The following is an 18307-nucleotide window of genomic DNA, read 5'->3' as shown; positions in this document are numbered from 1 at the left end:
CACCCTCGGGGGATGAAGGAAATGGCGCATCATCACACGGCGCACGCCGGAGGAGGACACCCAATGAGCTTCTTTGGAATCGGCAAGAAGAAGTTGGATGAACAGTCGCGCGAAGAACAGAGCGCCGAAACTGCCAAGGCTCAGAAAGAACAGGCAAGCGAAGACGCTCCCAAGAGCGCACGACTGAGCGAAAAGATTATGGAACAGCAGCAGTGGGAGGACTCCCTGCGCCGCTTCGTGAAGTCTGAGAGCGCACGCCACCAGAACCAGGACGAAGAGCAGAGTGAAGAGTACCGTGCTGTTGAGGATCTCAAGCGTGCCCTCCTGCACGATGACGAACAGGTTGAAGAGAATCCCTCTGCTGAGGAACTGACTGAAGAGCAGGTTGAGGAGCAGGAGCGCCGTAGCCTGTTGGCGGCGCTTGGTGCTTTCCCCCAGGAATCTGAGGAACCTGTTGAGGTTGAGCAGGTCGCTGAGGTCCAGGACATTGAAGAAGATGCTGCTCCGGTTGCTGAAGTACCCGAGCCGGCTACCCCTGCGTTCCTGCGTGATGATGAAGAGGTTACCTCTGAGGCTGAGGAAGCGTCGGTTGATGCTGAGGAGCCGAAGGATGCTGCGGAGGATGCGCGATCCCAGTTTGAGAAGCACCTGCGTGCTGTGCGTGCTCAGAATTCTGAGGATGAGGTAGAAGAATCTGAGATTGCTTCCGCTGACGCTGAGAACACTCTTACCGCTGACGACATGAAGGCAGCTCGTACCCGTGCCGCCGTCACCGAGGCACAGAACGCTGGTCTGGATGATTTGGCGGCAGCCTACGCGGCACGCCTGGGCATCACCCTCGATAGCGAAGAAGAGACCTTTAGCGAGGTTGCTTCCGACGAGGTGACCGCTGAGGAAACTACTACTGAGGTAGTTGCTGAGGATGCAGACTCTGCTGAATCCGCTGAGATTACTGAACCCGTCGAAGAGGCTGAAGAAGAACAGATTGAGGCTGTCGTTGAGGCACCCGAACTGCTGGCAGCTGAAATCGCTGACGAGGAGAACGCGGTTTCTGACGAGACTGAGCTGATGTCTGCTGTATCCGTTGAGGAGGAACGTGAAGTATCCACCTCTGAATCGTTCGAGGCTGAGAGCCTTGACGCTGAAGAAGAGAACACCGCTGAGCTAATTTTTGATGCTTCCGCTGTTGAAGAAAGCGCAGCGGAAGAACCCGCTGTGGAAGAGACCGAAAAGGTAACCTCCGAGCCGGTAGCATCCGGAACCAAGGTTGAGGACTCTGCATCTGGGGAATCTGAAGACACCGACTCTGCGGACGACGAGCCCGCCAAGAGCACCTCTGCAGCTCCTGGTGTCGCGCTTGCCGCCGCTGTTGCGGCACCCGCCGCTGCGGTCGCTGCTTCGACTGCCTTCAAGAGCGAAAACGCGGATGAGAAGGCAGAGAAGGGCAACTCCCAGGGCGTCGCATTGACTGCAGAGGGCATCGACAAGAAGGAAGCCGAGAAGCACGAGGCTACCTCGGCTACCGGTGAAGAATCCGCTGAGGAACCCGCCGCTGAGCTGAAGGAAGCCGAGCAGAAGCTCAGCGAAGACGAAGCTGAACTGGTTGCCGAATCCATCATCCTGAGCGAGCCCGTTGAGGGCGCGGCAACCCTGCCCGCTCTTACGGAGCAGCGTGCTCTCCACGGCCTCGCGGAGCTCATGCGTACCCGCGGTTCGGGCACCATGAGCCTGGAACTGCGCCAAGTTGATGAGGACATGCATTACCGTCTGCTGCACCGCGGTCGCGAGGTCGAAACCGGCATTGTTGTGCCCGGCATTGACTGGTTCGCACCCGTGGCGGCACTGTACACCGAGGCTCAGCAGGCCGGCGCAACCTGGAACCGCGCGGCGGTCTCCCTGAACCCGCGTCTAGGTGACGGCCTGGAGGTTCACGCATCCTACCTGGGTATGGCGGACGGCCAGACCACCCGTGAGAGCTTCCTGCTGGAGGGCACCGCTGTCGAGGCTAAGCCTGTTGCGACCGCTGAGGCCGCTGAGGCTACCGTTCAGAGCGTTGATTCGGTTGAGGCTGAACGTGAGGCTATTGAGCGTGAGCTGGAGGCTGAGCTTGCTCAGAAGCAGGTAGCTAACGAGGTTGAGGCCGCTGTTGAATCTGCTGAAGAGCCCGTTGCTGAAACTGCTGAAGAGCCTGCCTCTTCGGGCCTGGCGGCTGCTGCAGGTCTTGCTGCGGCCGGTACTGCTGTGGCTGGTTCTGCTGTCGCTTCTGCGCAGGAGAAGGAAGACGTAGAGGAGGCTGTTGAAGCTTCTGCCCAGCCTGCCGCCCAGCCTGCCCAGGCTGAGTTTGCGCCGGTTGAAGCTGAGTTCGAGCACGATTACGAGAACGACCCGGTCTTCGGTGCGGCTACCGTAGAGCCCGAAACCGAGCATGCCGAAGAATCTGCCGCTGAGGTAGTCGAGGCATCTGCCGAGGACTCTGTAGAGCCCGGCGAAGACATGGAAGCCGCCCTGGCCACCATTGTCGCCAACGCTCAGAAGAAGCTGGACGCCGAGGAAGAAGCTCCTGCCACAGTTGCTGAGGAAGCGCCCGCTGAGGAAGTTATTGCTGTTGAGGACCAGAAGGTTGCCGCTCCCGTGGTTGCTGAGTCCTTCACTCTGGATCGTACCCAGCCCGTTGAGGAATCCGCAGAAGAACCGGTAGCAGAGAAGGCTGAAGAGCCTGCCCTGCCCGCGTTCCTGGACGACTCTGATCTGCTGCCCGAGCACGAGACCTCCACCGAGGCTGCTTCCGCTGAAGCTTCTGCAGAGGCACCCGTTCTGGAGGACGCTGAGCCCGTCTCCGAGAGCGCATCTGTGGCTCCCGGCCTGGCTGGTGCTCTTGCCGCAGCTGCCGCTGTGGGCACCGCCGGTGCTGCTGCGAAGGCTCCTGTCGCTCAGGAAGAGCCCGTTGAGAAGGCCGCTGGTCTCAAGACCGTTGAGGTGACCCCCGCGGCTAAGATTGCTGAGGCACCCGCATCGGCTGAACCCGCCTCCGAGGCTACCGCTCAGACTGCACCGGCAGCAGAGGCGGCACCCGCTGCGGCGACCACCCCGGTTGCCCTGCCGGAGAGCACCCCGGCAGGTATCTCCTCTAGCATCTCGGCATCCGCGCTGAGCGAGCTCAACCAGCTGCCCACCATCGTGGCTGAGCCGGACACTCCCTCCACCGCGGTGCAGAGCCCGCTGGTCCCCTCGGAGACTCAGCTGGCAGCCGGCAACCTGGTTTTGACGGAGGCTCAGGTCGCTCAGCGTCTGGCGCCGGTCGTCGAGCACCTCTTCGGCGAGAACGGCACCGCAAAGGACGCCACCACCGTGCTGATTCGTGTACGTGCCCTCGGATCCTACTACGACGCCCTGACCCACGTGCGCCGCAACGGCTTCTGGGAGCAGGTCCGTACCTTCGAGCTGATTCCCGAAACCCTGCTGGACATTCCGGCGCTGAAGACCGACTCGTACAGCGAGGGTGAGGGCTCGCCGCTGGCTATGAGCCTGACCTTCACCCCGGGCGTGCCGGTTCAGGCGGCATTCGATTATGCGAATGAGCAGGCGTTTGTCACTTACCCGCGTCCGCTGGATGCTGAGCGTTATGTTGAGGAGCTGCGCATGTTCCCGCGTCTGGGTTCGAAGATCCCGGCTCATATGACGAGCGCGCTTTCGCACTGGAACCTCTAAAACCTTGTAAGGTTCGCCGCGCCGGCTCCCCGTGTGGGGGTCGGCGCGGCGCGCTATGTTTGTCATTTTTTCGATGAGGAAGATTGTTATGACTGATACCCCTAATACTCCTGAGGCTTCTGCGGCGCAGAACGTTCAGGACACTGCCGCCCGCGCGGCTGAAGCCTTTGGCACCCTGGTGGAAACCATGGCGCTGTTGCGCGCACCGGGCGGTTGCCCGTGGGATGCTGAGCAGACGCACGCCTCTCTCATCCGCTACCTGGTGGAGGAAGCCTACGAGGTTGTCGAGGCGGTAGAAACCGGCGGCGAGCCGAATATGCCGCTGCTGCGTGAGGAGTTGGGCGACGTGCTGCTGCAGGTGGTGTTCCACTCCGATATTGCTGCGGCAAACCCGCAGGGCTTCGACATCGTGCAGGTGGTTGAGGGCCTGGTGCAGAAGCTTCGTTCGCGCCACCCCGATGTGTTCGCAGCTGAGTCTGAGGGCTCTTCGGAAGCGCCCCGCACCGCAGCTGAGCAGCAGGCGGCGTGGGATGCGTTGAAGAAGAAGGAGAAGAGCGACCGTGGCGCGCTGGACGGTATTCCGCCGCATCTGCCGGCGCTCGCTATGGCTGAGAAGACTGCTGTGAAGGCACGTAAAGCGGGTATTATCCTGCCGCCGGAGCCTACGAGCATGGAGGACGACCTGCGCTATATGCATACTGAGGAGGAGTTCGGCGAGCTGCTCTTTGCGTTGGTGAGCCGCGCTCAGCGTAACGGCCTGGATGCCGAGCGTGCCCTGCGTTCGTACACTCGCCGCTATATTGCTCAGCATACGCATGACGAGCCAAGCTATTAGACACGCTGGTTGAGTTCTTCTGTGAGGCGCTTTGGAACCTGTTCTCTGAGGGAATAAGAGGTTTCAAAGCGCCTTCCGTTTGTTTGGGGTTGTGTTGGGCGGCCGTGAGGATGCTCGTGGCACATGCCCCGGCATTTGGGCTCATGTTGTGCTTTGGTCGAGTACCCACACCCTCCCAATGTGGGGGAGTGTGGGTCTTGTTCCGCTTTGTAGCGCCTGACTAAGGGTTGTTGAGACCTTCATTAAGGCAATAAAAAAGCGGTGGCAACTAGTGTGTTTGTGTGGGAGTTTTGCTAGAATTTAGGGGACGCGACTTGTCCACTACCGGGTGAGCCGTTCACATCCTTGACATCTCATAAGGAGAACAATTCATGGCTGTTATTACCGCAGTTCACGCACGCCAGATCCTGGATTCCCGTGGCAACCCGACCGTTGAGGTTGAGGTTCTGCTCGAAGACGGTGCTTTCGCACGCGCAGCTGTGCCCTCGGGCGCATCCACCGGTGAGTGGGAAGCTGTTGAGCGCCGCGACGGCGACAAGTCCGTATACCTGGGCAAGGGTGTTCTGGGCGCAGTGAAGTCTGTTATCGAAGAAATCGCTGAAGAGGTCATCGGCATTGAGGCTTCCGACCAGCGCGCTGTTGACGCAGCCATGATTGCTCTGGATGCAACCAACAACAAGGGCAAGCTGGGCGCAAACGCAATCCTGGGTGTCTCCCTGGCTGTTGCTAAGGCAGCTGCTGAGTCCGCTGATCTGCCCCTGTACAAGTACCTCGGCGGCCCGAACGCTCACGTTCTGCCCGTCCCCATGATGAACATCCTCAACGGTGGTTCTCACGCAGACTCCAACGTTGACATCCAGGAGTTCATGATTGCTCCCATCGGCTTCGACAACTACTCTGACGCTCTGCGCGCAGGTGTTGAGGTTTACCACTCCCTGAAGTCCGTGCTGCACGACCGCGGCCTGGCAACCGGCCTGGGCGACGAGGGTGGTTTCGCACCCAACCTGGAGTCCAACGCAGCTGCACTGGACCTGATCGTTGAGGCAATCGAGAAGGCTGGCTACAAGCCGGGCGAGCAGGTTGCACTGGCACTGGACGTTGCATCCTCCGAGTTCTACAACGACGGCGCATACGAGTTCGAGGGCCAGAAGAAGTCCGCAGCTGAGATGAGCGCATACTACGCTGACCTCGTTGCAAAGTACCCCCTGGTTTCCATCGAGGATCCCCTGGATGAGAACGACTGGGAAGGCTACAAGACCCTGACCGAGCAGATCGGTGACAAGGTCCAGATCGTCGGTGACGACCTGTTCGTGACCAACCCCGAGCGCCTGGCTCGCGGTATCGAAGAGGGCGCAGCTAACGCTCTGCTCGTGAAGGTGAACCAGATCGGTTCGCTGACCGAGACCCTCGACGCAATGGAGCTGGCACAGCGCCACGAGTACCGTTGCATGGTTTCTCACCGTTCCGGTGAGACCGAGGACGTCACCATCGCTGACCTGGCTGTTGCAACCAACGCTGGCCAGATCAAGACCGGTGCTCCCGCACGTTCCGAGCGCGTTGCTAAGTACAACCAGCTGTTGCGCATTGAGGAAGAGCTGGGCGAGGCAGCTGTTTACGCTGGCAAGTCCGCATTCCCCCGCTTCAAGGCATAAGTTACTGAAGCATCCGACCGCGTGAGCGGTTAGACGTCAGGGAGGCGGTGCTACCCCGTAGGGGAGTGGCACCGCCTCCTTCTCTGTGCGCGGTCTATCAGCTCAGGTATGCCGTGGCAGGGTAGAATGTATCGCTTGCAACATAGAGCTGGGGAAGCTCTCTGAACCCGGTAGAATATGAAGGAAGCGTTTAGCGGTATAGAACGGAACGAAGGATAGAGCAATGAGCCAGCGAGCAAACCAGCAGACCCGGTCGCACTCTACGAGTTCCACTGCACCCGCTCAGGACGCTGCCTCCTCCAACGCGCCGCGTGGCGCCGCTAAGGAAGCCCGCACCTCCCTGATGAAGAAGGCAAGTGCCCTCTTCTTCGGCGTGGGTTTGAACCAGCGCCACCCCGAGCGTGAACGTCAGGCGCAGGCTCGTCGTGAGGAACGTGCCCGCCGCCGCGCCGCAGCCCAGCAGGGCAGTGAAGAGGGCGGATACGACGCCCCCGTAGCGGCTCATATGTTCTCCGGTCGGAGCTTCCTGACCGCTGTTGTGGTGGGTGTGATTGCGCTCGGTACCGCATACCCGGTGGTCACCTACATTGACCAGGACCGGGAGATTAAGCGAATCAACACGCACATTTCTCAGCTGCAGCAGGAGAACGCCCAACTGAAGGCGGAGCAGACCTGGTGGAACGACGACAACTACGTTCGCCAGCAGGCACGTAGCCGCCTCTACTATGTGAACCCCGGCGACACCCCCTACGTGGTCACCGGCATTACCGAGGACTCTACGAAGGCGGACGGTACTTCTGCGAATGCGAAGAACGCCCCCGAGGAAGCCTGGACTACCAAGGTTTGGAATTCTCTCGAGAAGAACTAGCCCCAGCTGCCGGCAGCAACCCTGCACGTGCAGACACCCGGCATAAGCGGACGAGGTGACCCCTCGTTCCAGAAACTTAGGATTATGAGCACCAAAAACACCATTGAAGAGCTGAAGGCACGCACCCCCGGCGGCTTCGGCGTAACTGTTGAAACCCTGACCCCCACCGAGCAGGACATCCGCGTCCTTTCCGCGCAGCTGGGCCGTAAGGTCCGCGACGTGGTCGAGATTCCGGCGCGCTGCGTGTGCGGCAACCCGCTCGTGGCTGCTACCGCGCCGCGTCTGAGCAATGGCACCCCCTTCCCGACCGTGTTCTACCTGGCGCATCCGGTGATTACCGCTGCGGCTTCCCGTCTGGAGGCGGGCGGCCTGATGTACGAGATGACCGACTCGCTCGCTGAGGATGCGGACCTGGCGGCACAGTACGCTGCTGCACACGAGAACTACCTGGCTGAGCGTGAGCGCATCCGCCTGATCAGCGGCACCGAAGAGGTCCCGGAGATTGACGGCATCTCTGCCGGCGGCATGCCGACCCGCGTGAAGTGCCTGCACGCCGTTATCGGCCACACCCTGTCGGTGGGTCGCGGCGTGAACCCGATGGGTGACCGCGGCCTGGACGCTATCGCCGAGTGGTGGACCCCCGAGGTCTGCTCCTGCGACCCTGCGTGGCGTGAAGAAGCCTAAATATTGATTCTGGTGCGCCCGCATCGTCGTCAGCGACGGTGCGGGCGCATAATAGATAGAAGAAAGAGCGCCGAAAAGCGAAAATTTTTCGCCTGCGGCGCTCGCGTTGCCTTTGGCACTGATTGGTATTGAAGACCTGAAAGGAACCCACCGTGCGCGTTGGTGCGATTGACTGCGGTACGAACTCTATTCGCCTGCTGATTGCTGATTCCACTACTGAGGTGGTGGACGGGGTCGAGAAGACCGTCCTGAAGGACGTTGTGCGTGAGATGCGCATTGTGCGTCTGGGTCAGGGTGTGGACGCGACCGGCTGGCTGGCGCAGGAGGCGCTGGACCGTACTTTCGCTGCGGCTCGTGAGTATGCGCAGCTGCTGAAGGAGCACGGCGCTGATTCGGTGCGTTTTGTGGCGACCAGTGCGACTCGCGATGCGGGTAACCGTCAGGTGTTCGTGGATGGTATCCGCGAGATTCTGGGTATTGAGCCCGAGGTCATTAGCGGGGACGAGGAAGCAGCGCTGTCCTTCGCGGGTGCGGTGCGCGCTGTCGGTTACGGCGACGGTGACACCCTGGTGTTTGACCTGGGCGGCGGTTCGACTGAGTTCGTGCTCGGCGACGAGTCGGGTGTGAAGGCTTCCCGCAGCGTCAATATTGGTTGTGTGCGCCTGACTGAGCGTCACATGATGAGCGCCCCGTCCACTGACTCGCAGATTGCTCGCGTTGAGGCTGATACTGACGAGGCTCTCGAGGTGGCACGTAAGACTGTGCCCCTGCAGGATGCGCGCCGCGTGGTGGCTGTGGCTGGTACCGCAACCACTGTGGCTGCCGCCGCGCTGGGTCTGGACCGTTATGACTCTGAAGCTATTAACGCTCAGAGCTTCTCCGTAGAGACCGTTCAGAAGACCGCCCGCTGGTTGGCTTCGCTGAGCCGTACTGAGCGTGAGGAGCTCGGCTACATGCACCCCGGCCGGGTGGACGTGATTGGTGCCGGCGCGACGATTTACGCCCGCATCCTGACCCGTCTGAATGAGATGACTGATGGTGCCGTGGATTCGGTGACCGTCAGCGAGCATGACATTCTGGACGGTATCGCTCTGTCCCAGCTGTAGGCTTGAGCGCTCGCGCCGTGAACCGATGGTGGTTCACGGCGCGGCTCAGCTTGAGGAGTTTTAATGTTCCATTCTGAGCGTCGGCGAGGTATGCCCCTGACCGGCTGGTCTTTTGCGTCGTCTTTCGCCTGTGCGTCTGGTGTATTTGGTGTGCGCGCCTCGGTTGGTTCTGACCGAGGCGCTACTCGCCGCATCCGTAAAGGTGCAGCTTTGGGTGCTAGCGCCGCGTTGACTCTTCTGCCGTTGTGGACTCCGATGGCGCCTGCTGCTTGGGCGACGGACCCGACCCCTTCTGCTTCCCCGAGCCCGAAGCGGGAAGTGACGGCGACTCCTTCGCCGTCGGCTACTGCGGTGCCGAAGACTTCTGCAACTCCAAATAAGGGCACGTCGACCACGAATGGTGATGATGTTCGCCAGCGTGAGTATTGGCTGAACGAGTACGGTATTACATCCTTGTGGCCGCAGGCTACGGGTAAGGGCGTGACGGTTGCTGTGATTGATACGGGCGTGGATGGTACTCACCCGGATCTTGAGGGTAATGTTCTGCGTGGTTATGACGCCTCGGGTGTGGGCAGCGAGGACGGCTGGAAGGGCCTGGGTGCTGAGCCGATGCACGGCACGGAGGTCGCTTCTCTGATTGCCGGTCACGGTCACGATACGCAGGGCTATTCTGTGATTGCGGGTCAGCCGGGTAAGCCGACCGGTGTGATTGGTGTGGCTCCCGAGGCGAAGATTCTGCCGATTTCGCTGAATATGGGTACGACCGGTGGTAAGAGTATTGATGAGCAGATCCCGGCGGCGGTGCGTTATGCAGTCGACCACGGGGCTCAGATTATTAACATGTCGATTGGCTCGAATAAGACGAGCTGGCCGCAGAGCTGGGATGAGGCGTTTGCATATGCGGAGCAGAAGGGCGTGCTGATTGTTGCGGCTGCGGGTAACCGCGGTAGCGGCTTGACGCAGGTTGGTGCTCCGGCGACGATTCCTGGCGTGTTGACGGTGGGCGGTATTGACCGGAATAAGCAGGTTTCTGAGGGCTCGTCGACTCAGGGTATTTCGATTGCTGTGGTTGCTCCGAGTACGGATATGATTGCGGCTGCTCCGGGTAATGGGTACATGATTTGGTCGGGGTCTTCGGCTGCTGCTCCGTTGGTGACGGGGGTTGCGGCGTTGTTGAAGCAGAAGTATCCGAAGGAGTCGGCGGCTCAGCTGGTTCAGCGTTTGATTGCTTCGGCTGATGATGCTGGTGTGACGGGCCGTGACCCTTTGTATGGTTACGGTATTTTCAATCCGCAGGATGCGATGGCTTTGGCGGCGCCTACGGTGACGGCGAATCCGTTGGGTTCTATTTCTGAGTGGATTGCGGTGCACCGTAAACAGCAGGTGAGCGATCCGACTCCGAGTGATGCTGCGCCGGTCCATGAGGAGGGCGAGAGCATTGTGAAGGCGGCTGCGCCGGATGCGCGTCGTCCTCCAGAGGATCGTGGCTGGTTGCCGCCGGTGATTTTGGCGGCGCTGACGTTGTGGCTGACGATTATTACGGCTGGTTCGGTGCATCGTTTGCATAGGATGCATGTGAGCGCGGGGCAGGCTGCGCGGATGGCTCGTGAGATGGCGCATCATCCGGGTTCCCATCGAGGTTCTGGTCGTGTGCAGAAGAGGTCTCGTAGAGCTTCTCGCTAAGCGGTGTTTGCCTGTGTTTTTCTCCTGTGCGGGAGCTTCTTCTGTTCGCCCGGGGCTGACTTTTGAGTTGGTCCCGGGCTTTGCTGTTGGGGGTCGTGTTTTGGGCGGCGGATTATATGGATAAACGAAAATATCGAACATGCCGCGCAAAAAACGGAAAGGGTAATTTTGACCGTAACCCGCATCACGAGATGAACTCTGTTCATATCTTCAAAACTTTTAACTTAGGCTCAGCTCAAAGGGACCATAGGTGCGAAATTACCTAAACAAAGGCGTAAAATAAAAGACAACAGGTATGTGATAGACAGGCTCGTGCTGCTAGCCACTTCGCGTTGCGCAAGGACTTCCAGAGCGGGCCGCTTTGTTCGTCAGGGGAGCTTTCGGAACGACCCGAAAGTTGCACATACCAACCTACCGGGGCTACCGAACCTCGGTACCTAAAGACTAGGAAGTAACAAAATGGCATTCACTAAGGTGGCACAGGACCGTCCTCGCGTCCTGATCGTCGGTGGCGGCTACGTCGGCTTCACCGTTGCTAAGAAGATCCAGAAGGCTATCAAGGAGACCGGTGGCGTCGTCACCATCGTTGAGCCGAACCCCTACATGACTTACCAGCCCTTCCTCCCCGAGGTTGCGGCAGGTTCCATGGAAGGCCGTAACGCAACCGTGCCGCTGCGTCAGCACCTGCGCGACACCGAGCTGATTCCCGGCCGCGTTGTCTCCATCGACCACGCAAACCGCACTGCTGTTGTTGAGCCCACCGACAACGGTGAGCCCTTCGAGCTGAAGTACGACGAGATCGTACTCGGTGCAGGCGCAGTGACCCGTGCATTCCCGATTCCGGGTCTGGCAGAGGTTGCTATCGGTCTGAAGACCATTGAAGAGGCAGTCTCCGTTCGTAACTGGGTTCTGGACCGCATCGAGGTTGCATCCATGCTGTCCGACGCTGAGGCACGCCGCCGCGCCCTGACCTTCGTCATCGTTGGTGGTGGCTTCGCTGGCGTTGAGACCATCTCCGAGCTCGAGGACATGGCACGCGTTGCTGTGGAGCGCAACGAGCGTCTCTCCGTTTCCGACCTGCACTTCGTCATGGTCGAGGCTGCACCGCGCATCATGCCCGAGGTCCCCGCAGACCGTGCAGAGAAGGTTGTTGCAGAGCTGCGTGCACGCGGCATCGAGATCCTGCTGAACACCTCCCTCTCCGACGCAACCGACGGCAACCTGCAGCTGATCAACATGGCTGACAAGTCCCCCGCAGGCGAGATCAAGACCGACACCCTGATTTGGACCGCAGGTGTGGCAGCATCCCCGATGCTGAAGAACACCGACTTCCCGATCGACGAGCGTGGCCGCGTTCGCGTGAGCGCAGACCTGCGCGTCACCGGCGACGACGGCGTGGTCGAGGGCGCATGGGCTGCAGGCGACAACGCAGCTGTTCCGGACCTCTCCGGCGGCGGCGTGGGCGGCTTCTGCGTTCCCAACGCTCAGCACGCTTCCCGCCAGGCTGTTGTTCTGGCTAAGAACCTGCTGGCTGCTCGCCGCGGCGAGCCCCTGACCGACTACTACCACGAGACCATCGGTGTTGTGGCAGGTCTGGGCCTGTGGAAGGGCGTTGCAAACTTCAAGGGCAAGACCATTGGCGGCCCGCTGGCATGGATCATGCACCGCGGCTACCACGGCTCTGCAATCCCCACCACCGAGCGTACCGTTCGCGTTATGACCACTTGGGCTCTGAACCAGATCTTCGGTCGCGACACCTCCTCGATTCGCCACCAGCGCTCCCCGCGCCTGGCATTCCAGGAAGCAACCGGTACTGCACCGGCACGCCAGAAGGCAAAGCTCTAAAATAGCTTGGCTTAGGGGTGTATCTCCTTGAGATAACGCACTTGAGATAAAGCAATGGGCGGTGTGGAAGACTTTAGTCTTCCGCACCGCCCATTGTGTGCCTGGGTGCTTGCGAGCTGTTTGGCTTAGCCGCTCACCAGTGCTTTTGCGTGTGGCTTGCTACGGCGGGGTGCGGGGAACCGTTTGAAATGTGTTTCTGCTTAGGTTCGGGTGCCTTTTCGTGGAATAATAAATATTTGTGCCCCGACGTATGCGGGGTGCGCCCTCATAGTCCAATTGGCAGAGACAGAGGACTTAAAATCCTTGTGTTCTGGGTTCGAGTCCCAGTGGGGGCACGGCATAGACACGCATAGACGTGCGGTATAGATAGGCGGCGGCTCTTCCCGTGGGGGAGGGGCCGCCGTTTGCGTGTCTGAGGGTTTATATGTCTGGGATGTGGTGTTTTGAGTTAAAAAGGCGATGCCCCCGACCCATACTATCGGGGGCATCGCGGAGTGGTGGTGCGGGCTATAGCATCCTGTGCACTCTCTTCACTGCGGGTAGATGCGGTCGTCCTTTGCCGGAATTAGGACGGTCGGCGGTGAAGTCTGGGTGAACCTATCGGTGATTGCCTGCCTTCAAGCCTGACAGGTAAAGTTTTACGCTTCAAGTAAATTCAGTTTGTAGAGGAAAAAGGGTGCAAAAAGTAGTGAAAATGGGGCTAAAAAGTGACCTGTACCCTAAAAATAGGGGTTTTAGATGACGTTTTGTGACGGTGCTCCATGCTCAAAAAACACCCGCATACCGTCTTCTGGAGCCCAAAAACATGAGACCCTATATAGAGACACAGCCACAGACACGCCCCTGCCTGAATGGGGTAGTAGAGTCAGAAAGGCGCAACATGCAGACTAAGCCCTCCATCATTGCCGTCGATATGGATGGCACCTTCCTCACCGACTCCAAAACTTTCGACACCGAACGTTTCTCGCGCATCCTATCCCGCCTGCAGGCGCAGGGCATCCATTTCGTTGTGGCGAGCGGAAACACCTACGCCAAGCTGCAGGACTATATGCGCGGTTTTGAAGGACGAGGTCTTATCTATATCGCTGAAAACGGTGCATATCTTGCTGATGAGAACGGTCAGCTTGCCGTGCATCCCTTTCTGGACGAAGATGTGCCGCGCATTATTGAGGTAGTGCAGGGATTGGACCGGATCGGTCTGCTGGTTTGCACCACCGAAGGCATCTACCTGCCCAAGGACCGTTGCGACCAGATTGTGCACATGATTCGCGGCTATTTTGAAGACACCGGTCAGGAGCTTCCCGAAACCCTCACGTTGGAGGACTTTGCGGCGTTCTTCTTCCCCGGCTCGGTCATGGTTGACTCTATTGGGGATTTTAAGGGTGCACCAATTAAGTTCCCCCTGCTGACTCCGCCTAAGCAGACGCAGCAGTTGAGCGTTTACCTGCGTGAGGCTCTTCCGCAGACCGTCACTCCGATGGTTAGCGGCTTCGGTGCCATTGATCTGGTGCGTACCGGTGTCAACAAGGCGACCGGTCTGAAAGACCTGTGCGAGCGTCTGGATGCTGATCCGGCGGGCATTCTTGCCTTCGGCGACGGCGAGAACGACATGGAGATGCTCCGCTACGCGGGCTGGGGTGTTGCCATGTCTAACGCCCCGGAGGTTGTGCGAAATGCTGCTGATGAGGTGATTGGCTCGAATGAGGAACAGGCAGTTCTGGCGTATCTGGAGCAACTCCTGGATCGTTTGGAAGCTTCGCACTAGAGGCTTCACAAAGAGGTGCGCAGAAGCGTTTGCGTGCGGGACGGTGTGGGCCTGGGTGAACCTTAGGTAAACACCGCCCTGAAATATTCTGGCAAGGTCGCTAGAAGCCCTTGCTGGTAACGAACAGCGCCCGTGAGCGCAGAATGTATCCGATAGAATTAACAGAATTAGTTTTGTACCCGTTTTAAGGAGAGCATGATGGCGGGAAACCCGCTTCTGAATTCAATGACGAAGAACGTCACGCAGGGCGACTCTCGTTTCGGTCGTTTTGGTGCACAGCCTCAGCAGGCCAACCAGCAGGCACAGTACGGTCAGCAGCAGACCTATGGCCAGTACGGTCAGCAGTCGTACGGTCAGTACGGTCAGCAGCAGTATGACCAGCAGGGCTACGGTCAGAACACCTACGGCCAGCCCCAGTATGGTCAGCAGGCACAGTACGGCCAGCAGTATGGCCAGCCCCAGTACGGTCAGCAGGCACAGTACGGCCAGCCGTACGGTGAGGCTGACTACGGCGTAGCGGCCCCCACCTACTCGGAGCCCATCCCCGCCGGTGAGCGCCTGACCATGAACGATGTCATGGTTAAGACCGGCATCAACCTGGGCCTGGTCGCTGTCGGTGCCGCCGTTGCATGGAATGCACCGGTGCTGATGCTCCTGGGCCTGGTTGGCGGTCTGGTCCTGGGTCTGGTGAACTCCTTCAAGAAGAAGGTTTCCCCGATTCTGGTCATGACCTACGCGCTCATGGAAGGTCTGCTGCTCGGTGGCCTGTCCGCTGTTGTGGACATGCGCTACCCCGGCGTGGCAATTCAGGCTGTTCTGGCAACCCTCGTGGTGGCAGGTACCACCCTGGCTCTGTTCGCGAACGGCAAGCTGCGCGCAACTCCTAAGCTCAACAAGATCTTCATGATTGGCGCTATTGGTTACATGGCGTACGGCCTCATCTCGATCCTGGGTGCGGGTATCTTCGGTTCCTCGCTGAACAGCTTCTCCATCGGTGGTATCCCGCTGGGCCTGGTGGTTGGCCTGTTCGCTGTTGCGCTGGCAACCTACTCGCTGCTGCTGGACTTCACTACCACCTCCGAGGCTGTGGAGGCTGGCCTGCCCGAGCGTGAGTCTTGGCGCCTTGCTTTCGGCCTGACCGCTTCTCTGGTCTGGCTGTACGTTGAGATCCTGCGTGTTCTCATGTACCTGGCAAGCATCTTTAGCAACGACTAAAGCTCACTTGAGGCGGCGGTACCGTGATGGTGCCGCCGCCTTTGCCGCTTTACTTCCCTGCTGTATTGAGGCACGGGGGAGAGCACACAATAACAACACCACACACCGCCTCCGCTGGGACAGTCGAAGCTGTCCCGCACGAGTGCGACACCGATAACGATTTGGAGACACCGTGAAAATTACACCTGTTGCAGAAGAGCATGTAGCCGAGGAGGAGCGCGGCTACCGGGTTCCTTTTGCCATGGAAGTTGCCGGTGCTTGGGCGTGGCGCATCATTATGATTGCCGGTGCCGGGTGGATCCTTTGGAAGGGGCTGGGGCACGTCTCCCTGCTGGTTATTTCTCTTCTGGTGGCTTTGCTTCTGGCGGCTCTGCTGAGCCCCGCCGTGATGCTTCTGCGTAAGAAGGGTGTTCGTGCAGGTGGCGCGGCGGCTATTGCCGAAATCGGTATGATCCTGGTGCTCGCCGGTATTATTTCGCTGACCGGTCAGCAGATTCTGCGCGGTTTTGTGTCCATGGCGGATAAGGCGGTGCAGGGCTACCAGCAGCTGATTGGTTGGCTGAAGAACCTCGGCTACGAGTTCGGCGCCGACCAGATGAACCAGCTGTTGGATCAGATGGAGAGCGCTGTAACTAATAACCCCAGCTCCGTGCTGCACGGTGTGTCTCAGGTGGGTTCGACTGCGGCTGAGGTTGCGACCGGTACCCTGCTGACCCTGTTTACCCTGGTTTTCTTCCTGATGGAGGGTGAGCGTATCTGGCTGTTCGTCACCCGCCTCTTCCCGAAGGACGCGCGTGCCGCGGTCAACGGTGCGGGTCGCGCGGGCTGGAAGTCCCTGGGTGCGTACGTGCGCGTTCAGATTCTGGTGGCGGCTATTGACGCTATCGGCATCGGTGTTGGTGCCGCAATTCTGGGTGTTCCGCTGGCTATCCCGCTGGGTGTGTTGGTCTTCCTCGGTTCCTTCGTTCCGGTGATTGGTGCCCTCATTTCCGGTGCTGTGGCTGTGCTGCTGGCGCTGGTTGCTCTGGGCCCGGTACAGGCGCTGATTATGCTCGGTATTGTTCTGCTGGTTCAGCAGCTCGAATCCCACATTCTGCAGCCGCTCATTATGGGTAAGGCTGTCTCCCTGCACCCGCTGGCGGTTATTTTCTCGGTGGCTGGTGGCTCCATGATTTTTGGTGCGGTGGGTGCTCTGTTCGCCGTGCCGACTCTGGCTGTGGTCAACGCGGTGGTGCGTTATCTGGCGAATCGTGACTGGGAGAAGGAGGCGCCTCGTGAGGAGGAGTTCCTCTTCCCGCATGAGCTGGAACGCCGTAAGAAGGCTGAAGAGTCTGAAAAGGCGAAGGAAGCTAAGACTTCCGAAAGCTCTGAAGAATCTAAGGAATCTGAGAAGGCTTAGAACTCAGTTCATTGTGATTAACCGTGGGCTAGACACTCGCACATAACCTAGATCGGGGGCCGTTCTTGCACTATCTGCTGAGAGTGCGGGGATGGCCCCTGCTTTATGCCGGTGCATCCTCTAAAATGGAGTGTGCACTGTGCCACCGCGCGCCTTTCAGCGTGTGGGGTTAGGTGCCGCCAGAATACGTACCTTCAGAATGGAAACCTCGTGAGCGTAGATCTCGACTCCCTGCCCGTGACCCTCACCGACATTGAACGTGCTGCAGAGCTGCTCGAAGGCGTTATTGAACGCACCCCCGTCGCTCATTCGCGTGCGCTAAGCCAGCGCCTCGGTTCAGAGGTTTTCTTCAAGTGTGAGAACCTGCAGCGTGCCGGTTCCTTCAAAGTGCGCGGTGCGTACGTGCGCATGGCGAAGCTCTCCGAGGAGGAGAAGAAGCGCGGCGTCGTGGCGGCGAGCGCGGGTAACCACGCTCAGGGCGTGGCTCTGGCGGCTGACCGTCTGGGCATTAAGGCCCGTATTTACATGCCGCTGGGTGCGGCGCTGCCGAAGATTACCGCGACCCGTGATCACGGTGCTGAGGTTGAGTTGCACGGTGTGACCGTGGATGAGGCTCTGGCGGAGGCGAAGCGCTATGCCGAAGAGACCGGCGCGGTGTTCGTGCACCCCTTCGACAATGAAGACATTATTGCCGGTCAGGGCACGATTGGTCTGGAAATCCTGGAGCAGGTTCCGGACGTTGACACCGTGATTGTGGGTGTTGGCGGCGGCGGTCTGCTGGCTGGCCTGTCCGCTGCTATCCGTGCGAAGGAGCAGAAGCTCGGCAAGAAGATCAAGATTATTGGTGTTCAGGCGGAGCACGCGGCGGCGTACCCGCTGTCGCTGGCAGCGGATGCTCTGGTGCCGTTGAAGAAGGTTTCCACCATCGCTGACGGTATTGCGGTGGGCCGCCCCGGCCAGATGCCTTTCTCCATCATCAAGGAGCTGGTGGATGACGTGGCGACCGTGAGCGAAGACGATATTGCTCGCGCCCTGATCTTCCTGATGGAACGTAACAAGCTTGTGGTGGAGCCTGCCGGTTCGGTGCCCGTGGCGGCGCTGATGAACGGCAAGCTGAAGGAAGAGTACGGCGACCTGGGTACGGTCGTGTGTGTGCTCTCCGGCGGTAATATTGACCCGATGCTGATGCTGAAGGTGATTCAGCGCGGTCTGTCTGCGGCTGGCCGCTACATGACCGTGAAGATGATGCTTTCTGACCGCCCGGGTGAGCTGGCGACCATCTCCCGCATCATCTCTGAGAACGACGCGAACGTGACCGGCGTGGACCACACCCGCGTGGGTGGCTCGCTCTCCATGGGTGACGTGTCGATTACGATCGACATGGAGACCAAGGGCGTGGAGCATTGCCGCCAGGTTATTTCTGCCCTGGAGGATGAGGGTTTTAAGCCCATCATCGTCTACTAAAGACCAGAACGTGGGCAGCCCCCGCACTATACCAACCGGTACCGTTGTGACCCTGTCGGTGCTGCAACGGGGCGGGGCTTGCA

General features: G+C 59.6%; 12 protein-coding genes and 1 tRNA gene. All 13 read left to right on the top strand.

Annotated elements, in window-relative coordinates:
- Positions 1 to 63 precede the first annotated feature (63 nt).
- Complete coding sequence (locus ROTMU0001_RS07195; RefSeq protein WP_005508958.1) at positions 64 to 3708, top strand: hypothetical protein; 3645 nt, start codon at positions 64 to 66, stop codon at positions 3706 to 3708.
- 88 nt (positions 3709 to 3796) lie between these two features.
- Positions 3797 to 4543 carry a nucleoside triphosphate pyrophosphohydrolase gene (locus ROTMU0001_RS07190; protein WP_005508957.1) on the top strand — a complete coding sequence of 249 codons (747 nt, stop codon included), beginning with the start codon at positions 3797 to 3799 and terminating at the stop codon, positions 4541 to 4543.
- A 371-nt stretch (positions 4544 to 4914) separates the two neighbouring features.
- A complete protein-coding gene (gene eno, locus ROTMU0001_RS07185; RefSeq protein WP_005506838.1) occupies positions 4915 to 6195 on the top strand; it encodes a phosphopyruvate hydratase in 1281 nt (426 codons plus the stop codon).
- Between the two features lie 223 nt (positions 6196 to 6418).
- Positions 6419 to 7063, top strand: a complete 645-nt coding sequence (locus ROTMU0001_RS07180; protein WP_005508956.1) for a septum formation initiator family protein — start codon at positions 6419 to 6421, stop codon at positions 7061 to 7063.
- 84 nt (positions 7064 to 7147) lie between these two features.
- Positions 7148 to 7747 carry a DUF501 domain-containing protein gene (locus ROTMU0001_RS07175; RefSeq protein ID WP_005508955.1) on the top strand — a complete coding sequence of 200 codons (600 nt, stop codon included), beginning with the start codon at positions 7148 to 7150 and terminating at the stop codon, positions 7745 to 7747.
- 152 nt (positions 7748 to 7899) lie between these two features.
- Positions 7900 to 8853 (top strand): Ppx/GppA phosphatase family protein, encoded by a 954-nt coding sequence (locus ROTMU0001_RS07170; RefSeq protein WP_005508954.1) that lies wholly within the window; start codon positions 7900 to 7902, stop codon positions 8851 to 8853.
- Between the two features lie 63 nt (positions 8854 to 8916).
- Positions 8917 to 10536 carry a S8 family peptidase gene (locus tag ROTMU0001_RS07165; protein ID WP_005508953.1) on the top strand — a complete coding sequence of 540 codons (1620 nt, stop codon included), beginning with the start codon at positions 8917 to 8919 and terminating at the stop codon, positions 10534 to 10536.
- A gap of 459 nt (positions 10537 to 10995) precedes the next feature.
- Positions 10996 to 12381 carry an NAD(P)/FAD-dependent oxidoreductase gene (locus tag ROTMU0001_RS07160; RefSeq protein WP_005508952.1) on the top strand — a complete coding sequence of 462 codons (1386 nt, stop codon included), beginning with the start codon at positions 10996 to 10998 and terminating at the stop codon, positions 12379 to 12381.
- A 261-nt stretch (positions 12382 to 12642) separates the two neighbouring features.
- Positions 12643 to 12716: transfer RNA gene (locus tag ROTMU0001_RS07155), tRNA-Leu, on the top strand.
- Positions 12717 to 13261: 545 nt separating this feature from the next.
- Complete coding sequence (locus tag ROTMU0001_RS07150) at positions 13262 to 14146, top strand: Cof-type HAD-IIB family hydrolase (protein WP_005508951.1); 885 nt, start codon at positions 13262 to 13264, stop codon at positions 14144 to 14146.
- 198 nt (positions 14147 to 14344) lie between these two features.
- Positions 14345 to 15361: a Bax inhibitor-1/YccA family protein gene (locus tag ROTMU0001_RS07145; RefSeq protein ID WP_044143064.1), complete on the top strand. Its 1017-nt coding sequence runs from the start codon at positions 14345 to 14347 to the stop codon at positions 15359 to 15361.
- 172 nt (positions 15362 to 15533) lie between these two features.
- A complete protein-coding gene (locus ROTMU0001_RS07140; protein ID WP_005508948.1) occupies positions 15534 to 16760 on the top strand; it encodes an AI-2E family transporter in 1227 nt (408 codons plus the stop codon).
- 210 nt (positions 16761 to 16970) lie between these two features.
- Complete coding sequence (gene ilvA / locus ROTMU0001_RS07135; protein WP_005506856.1) at positions 16971 to 18224, top strand: threonine ammonia-lyase; 1254 nt, start codon at positions 16971 to 16973, stop codon at positions 18222 to 18224.
- The last annotated feature ends 83 nt before the right edge of the window (positions 18225 to 18307 follow it).

The organism is Rothia mucilaginosa ATCC 25296 (assembly GCF_000175615.1).
GTDB classification, from domain to species: domain Bacteria; phylum Actinomycetota; class Actinomycetes; order Actinomycetales; family Micrococcaceae; genus Rothia; species Rothia mucilaginosa.
The sequence above is the reverse complement of the archived record's forward strand: the minus strand, read 5'-3'. Positions and strand labels throughout refer to the sequence as shown.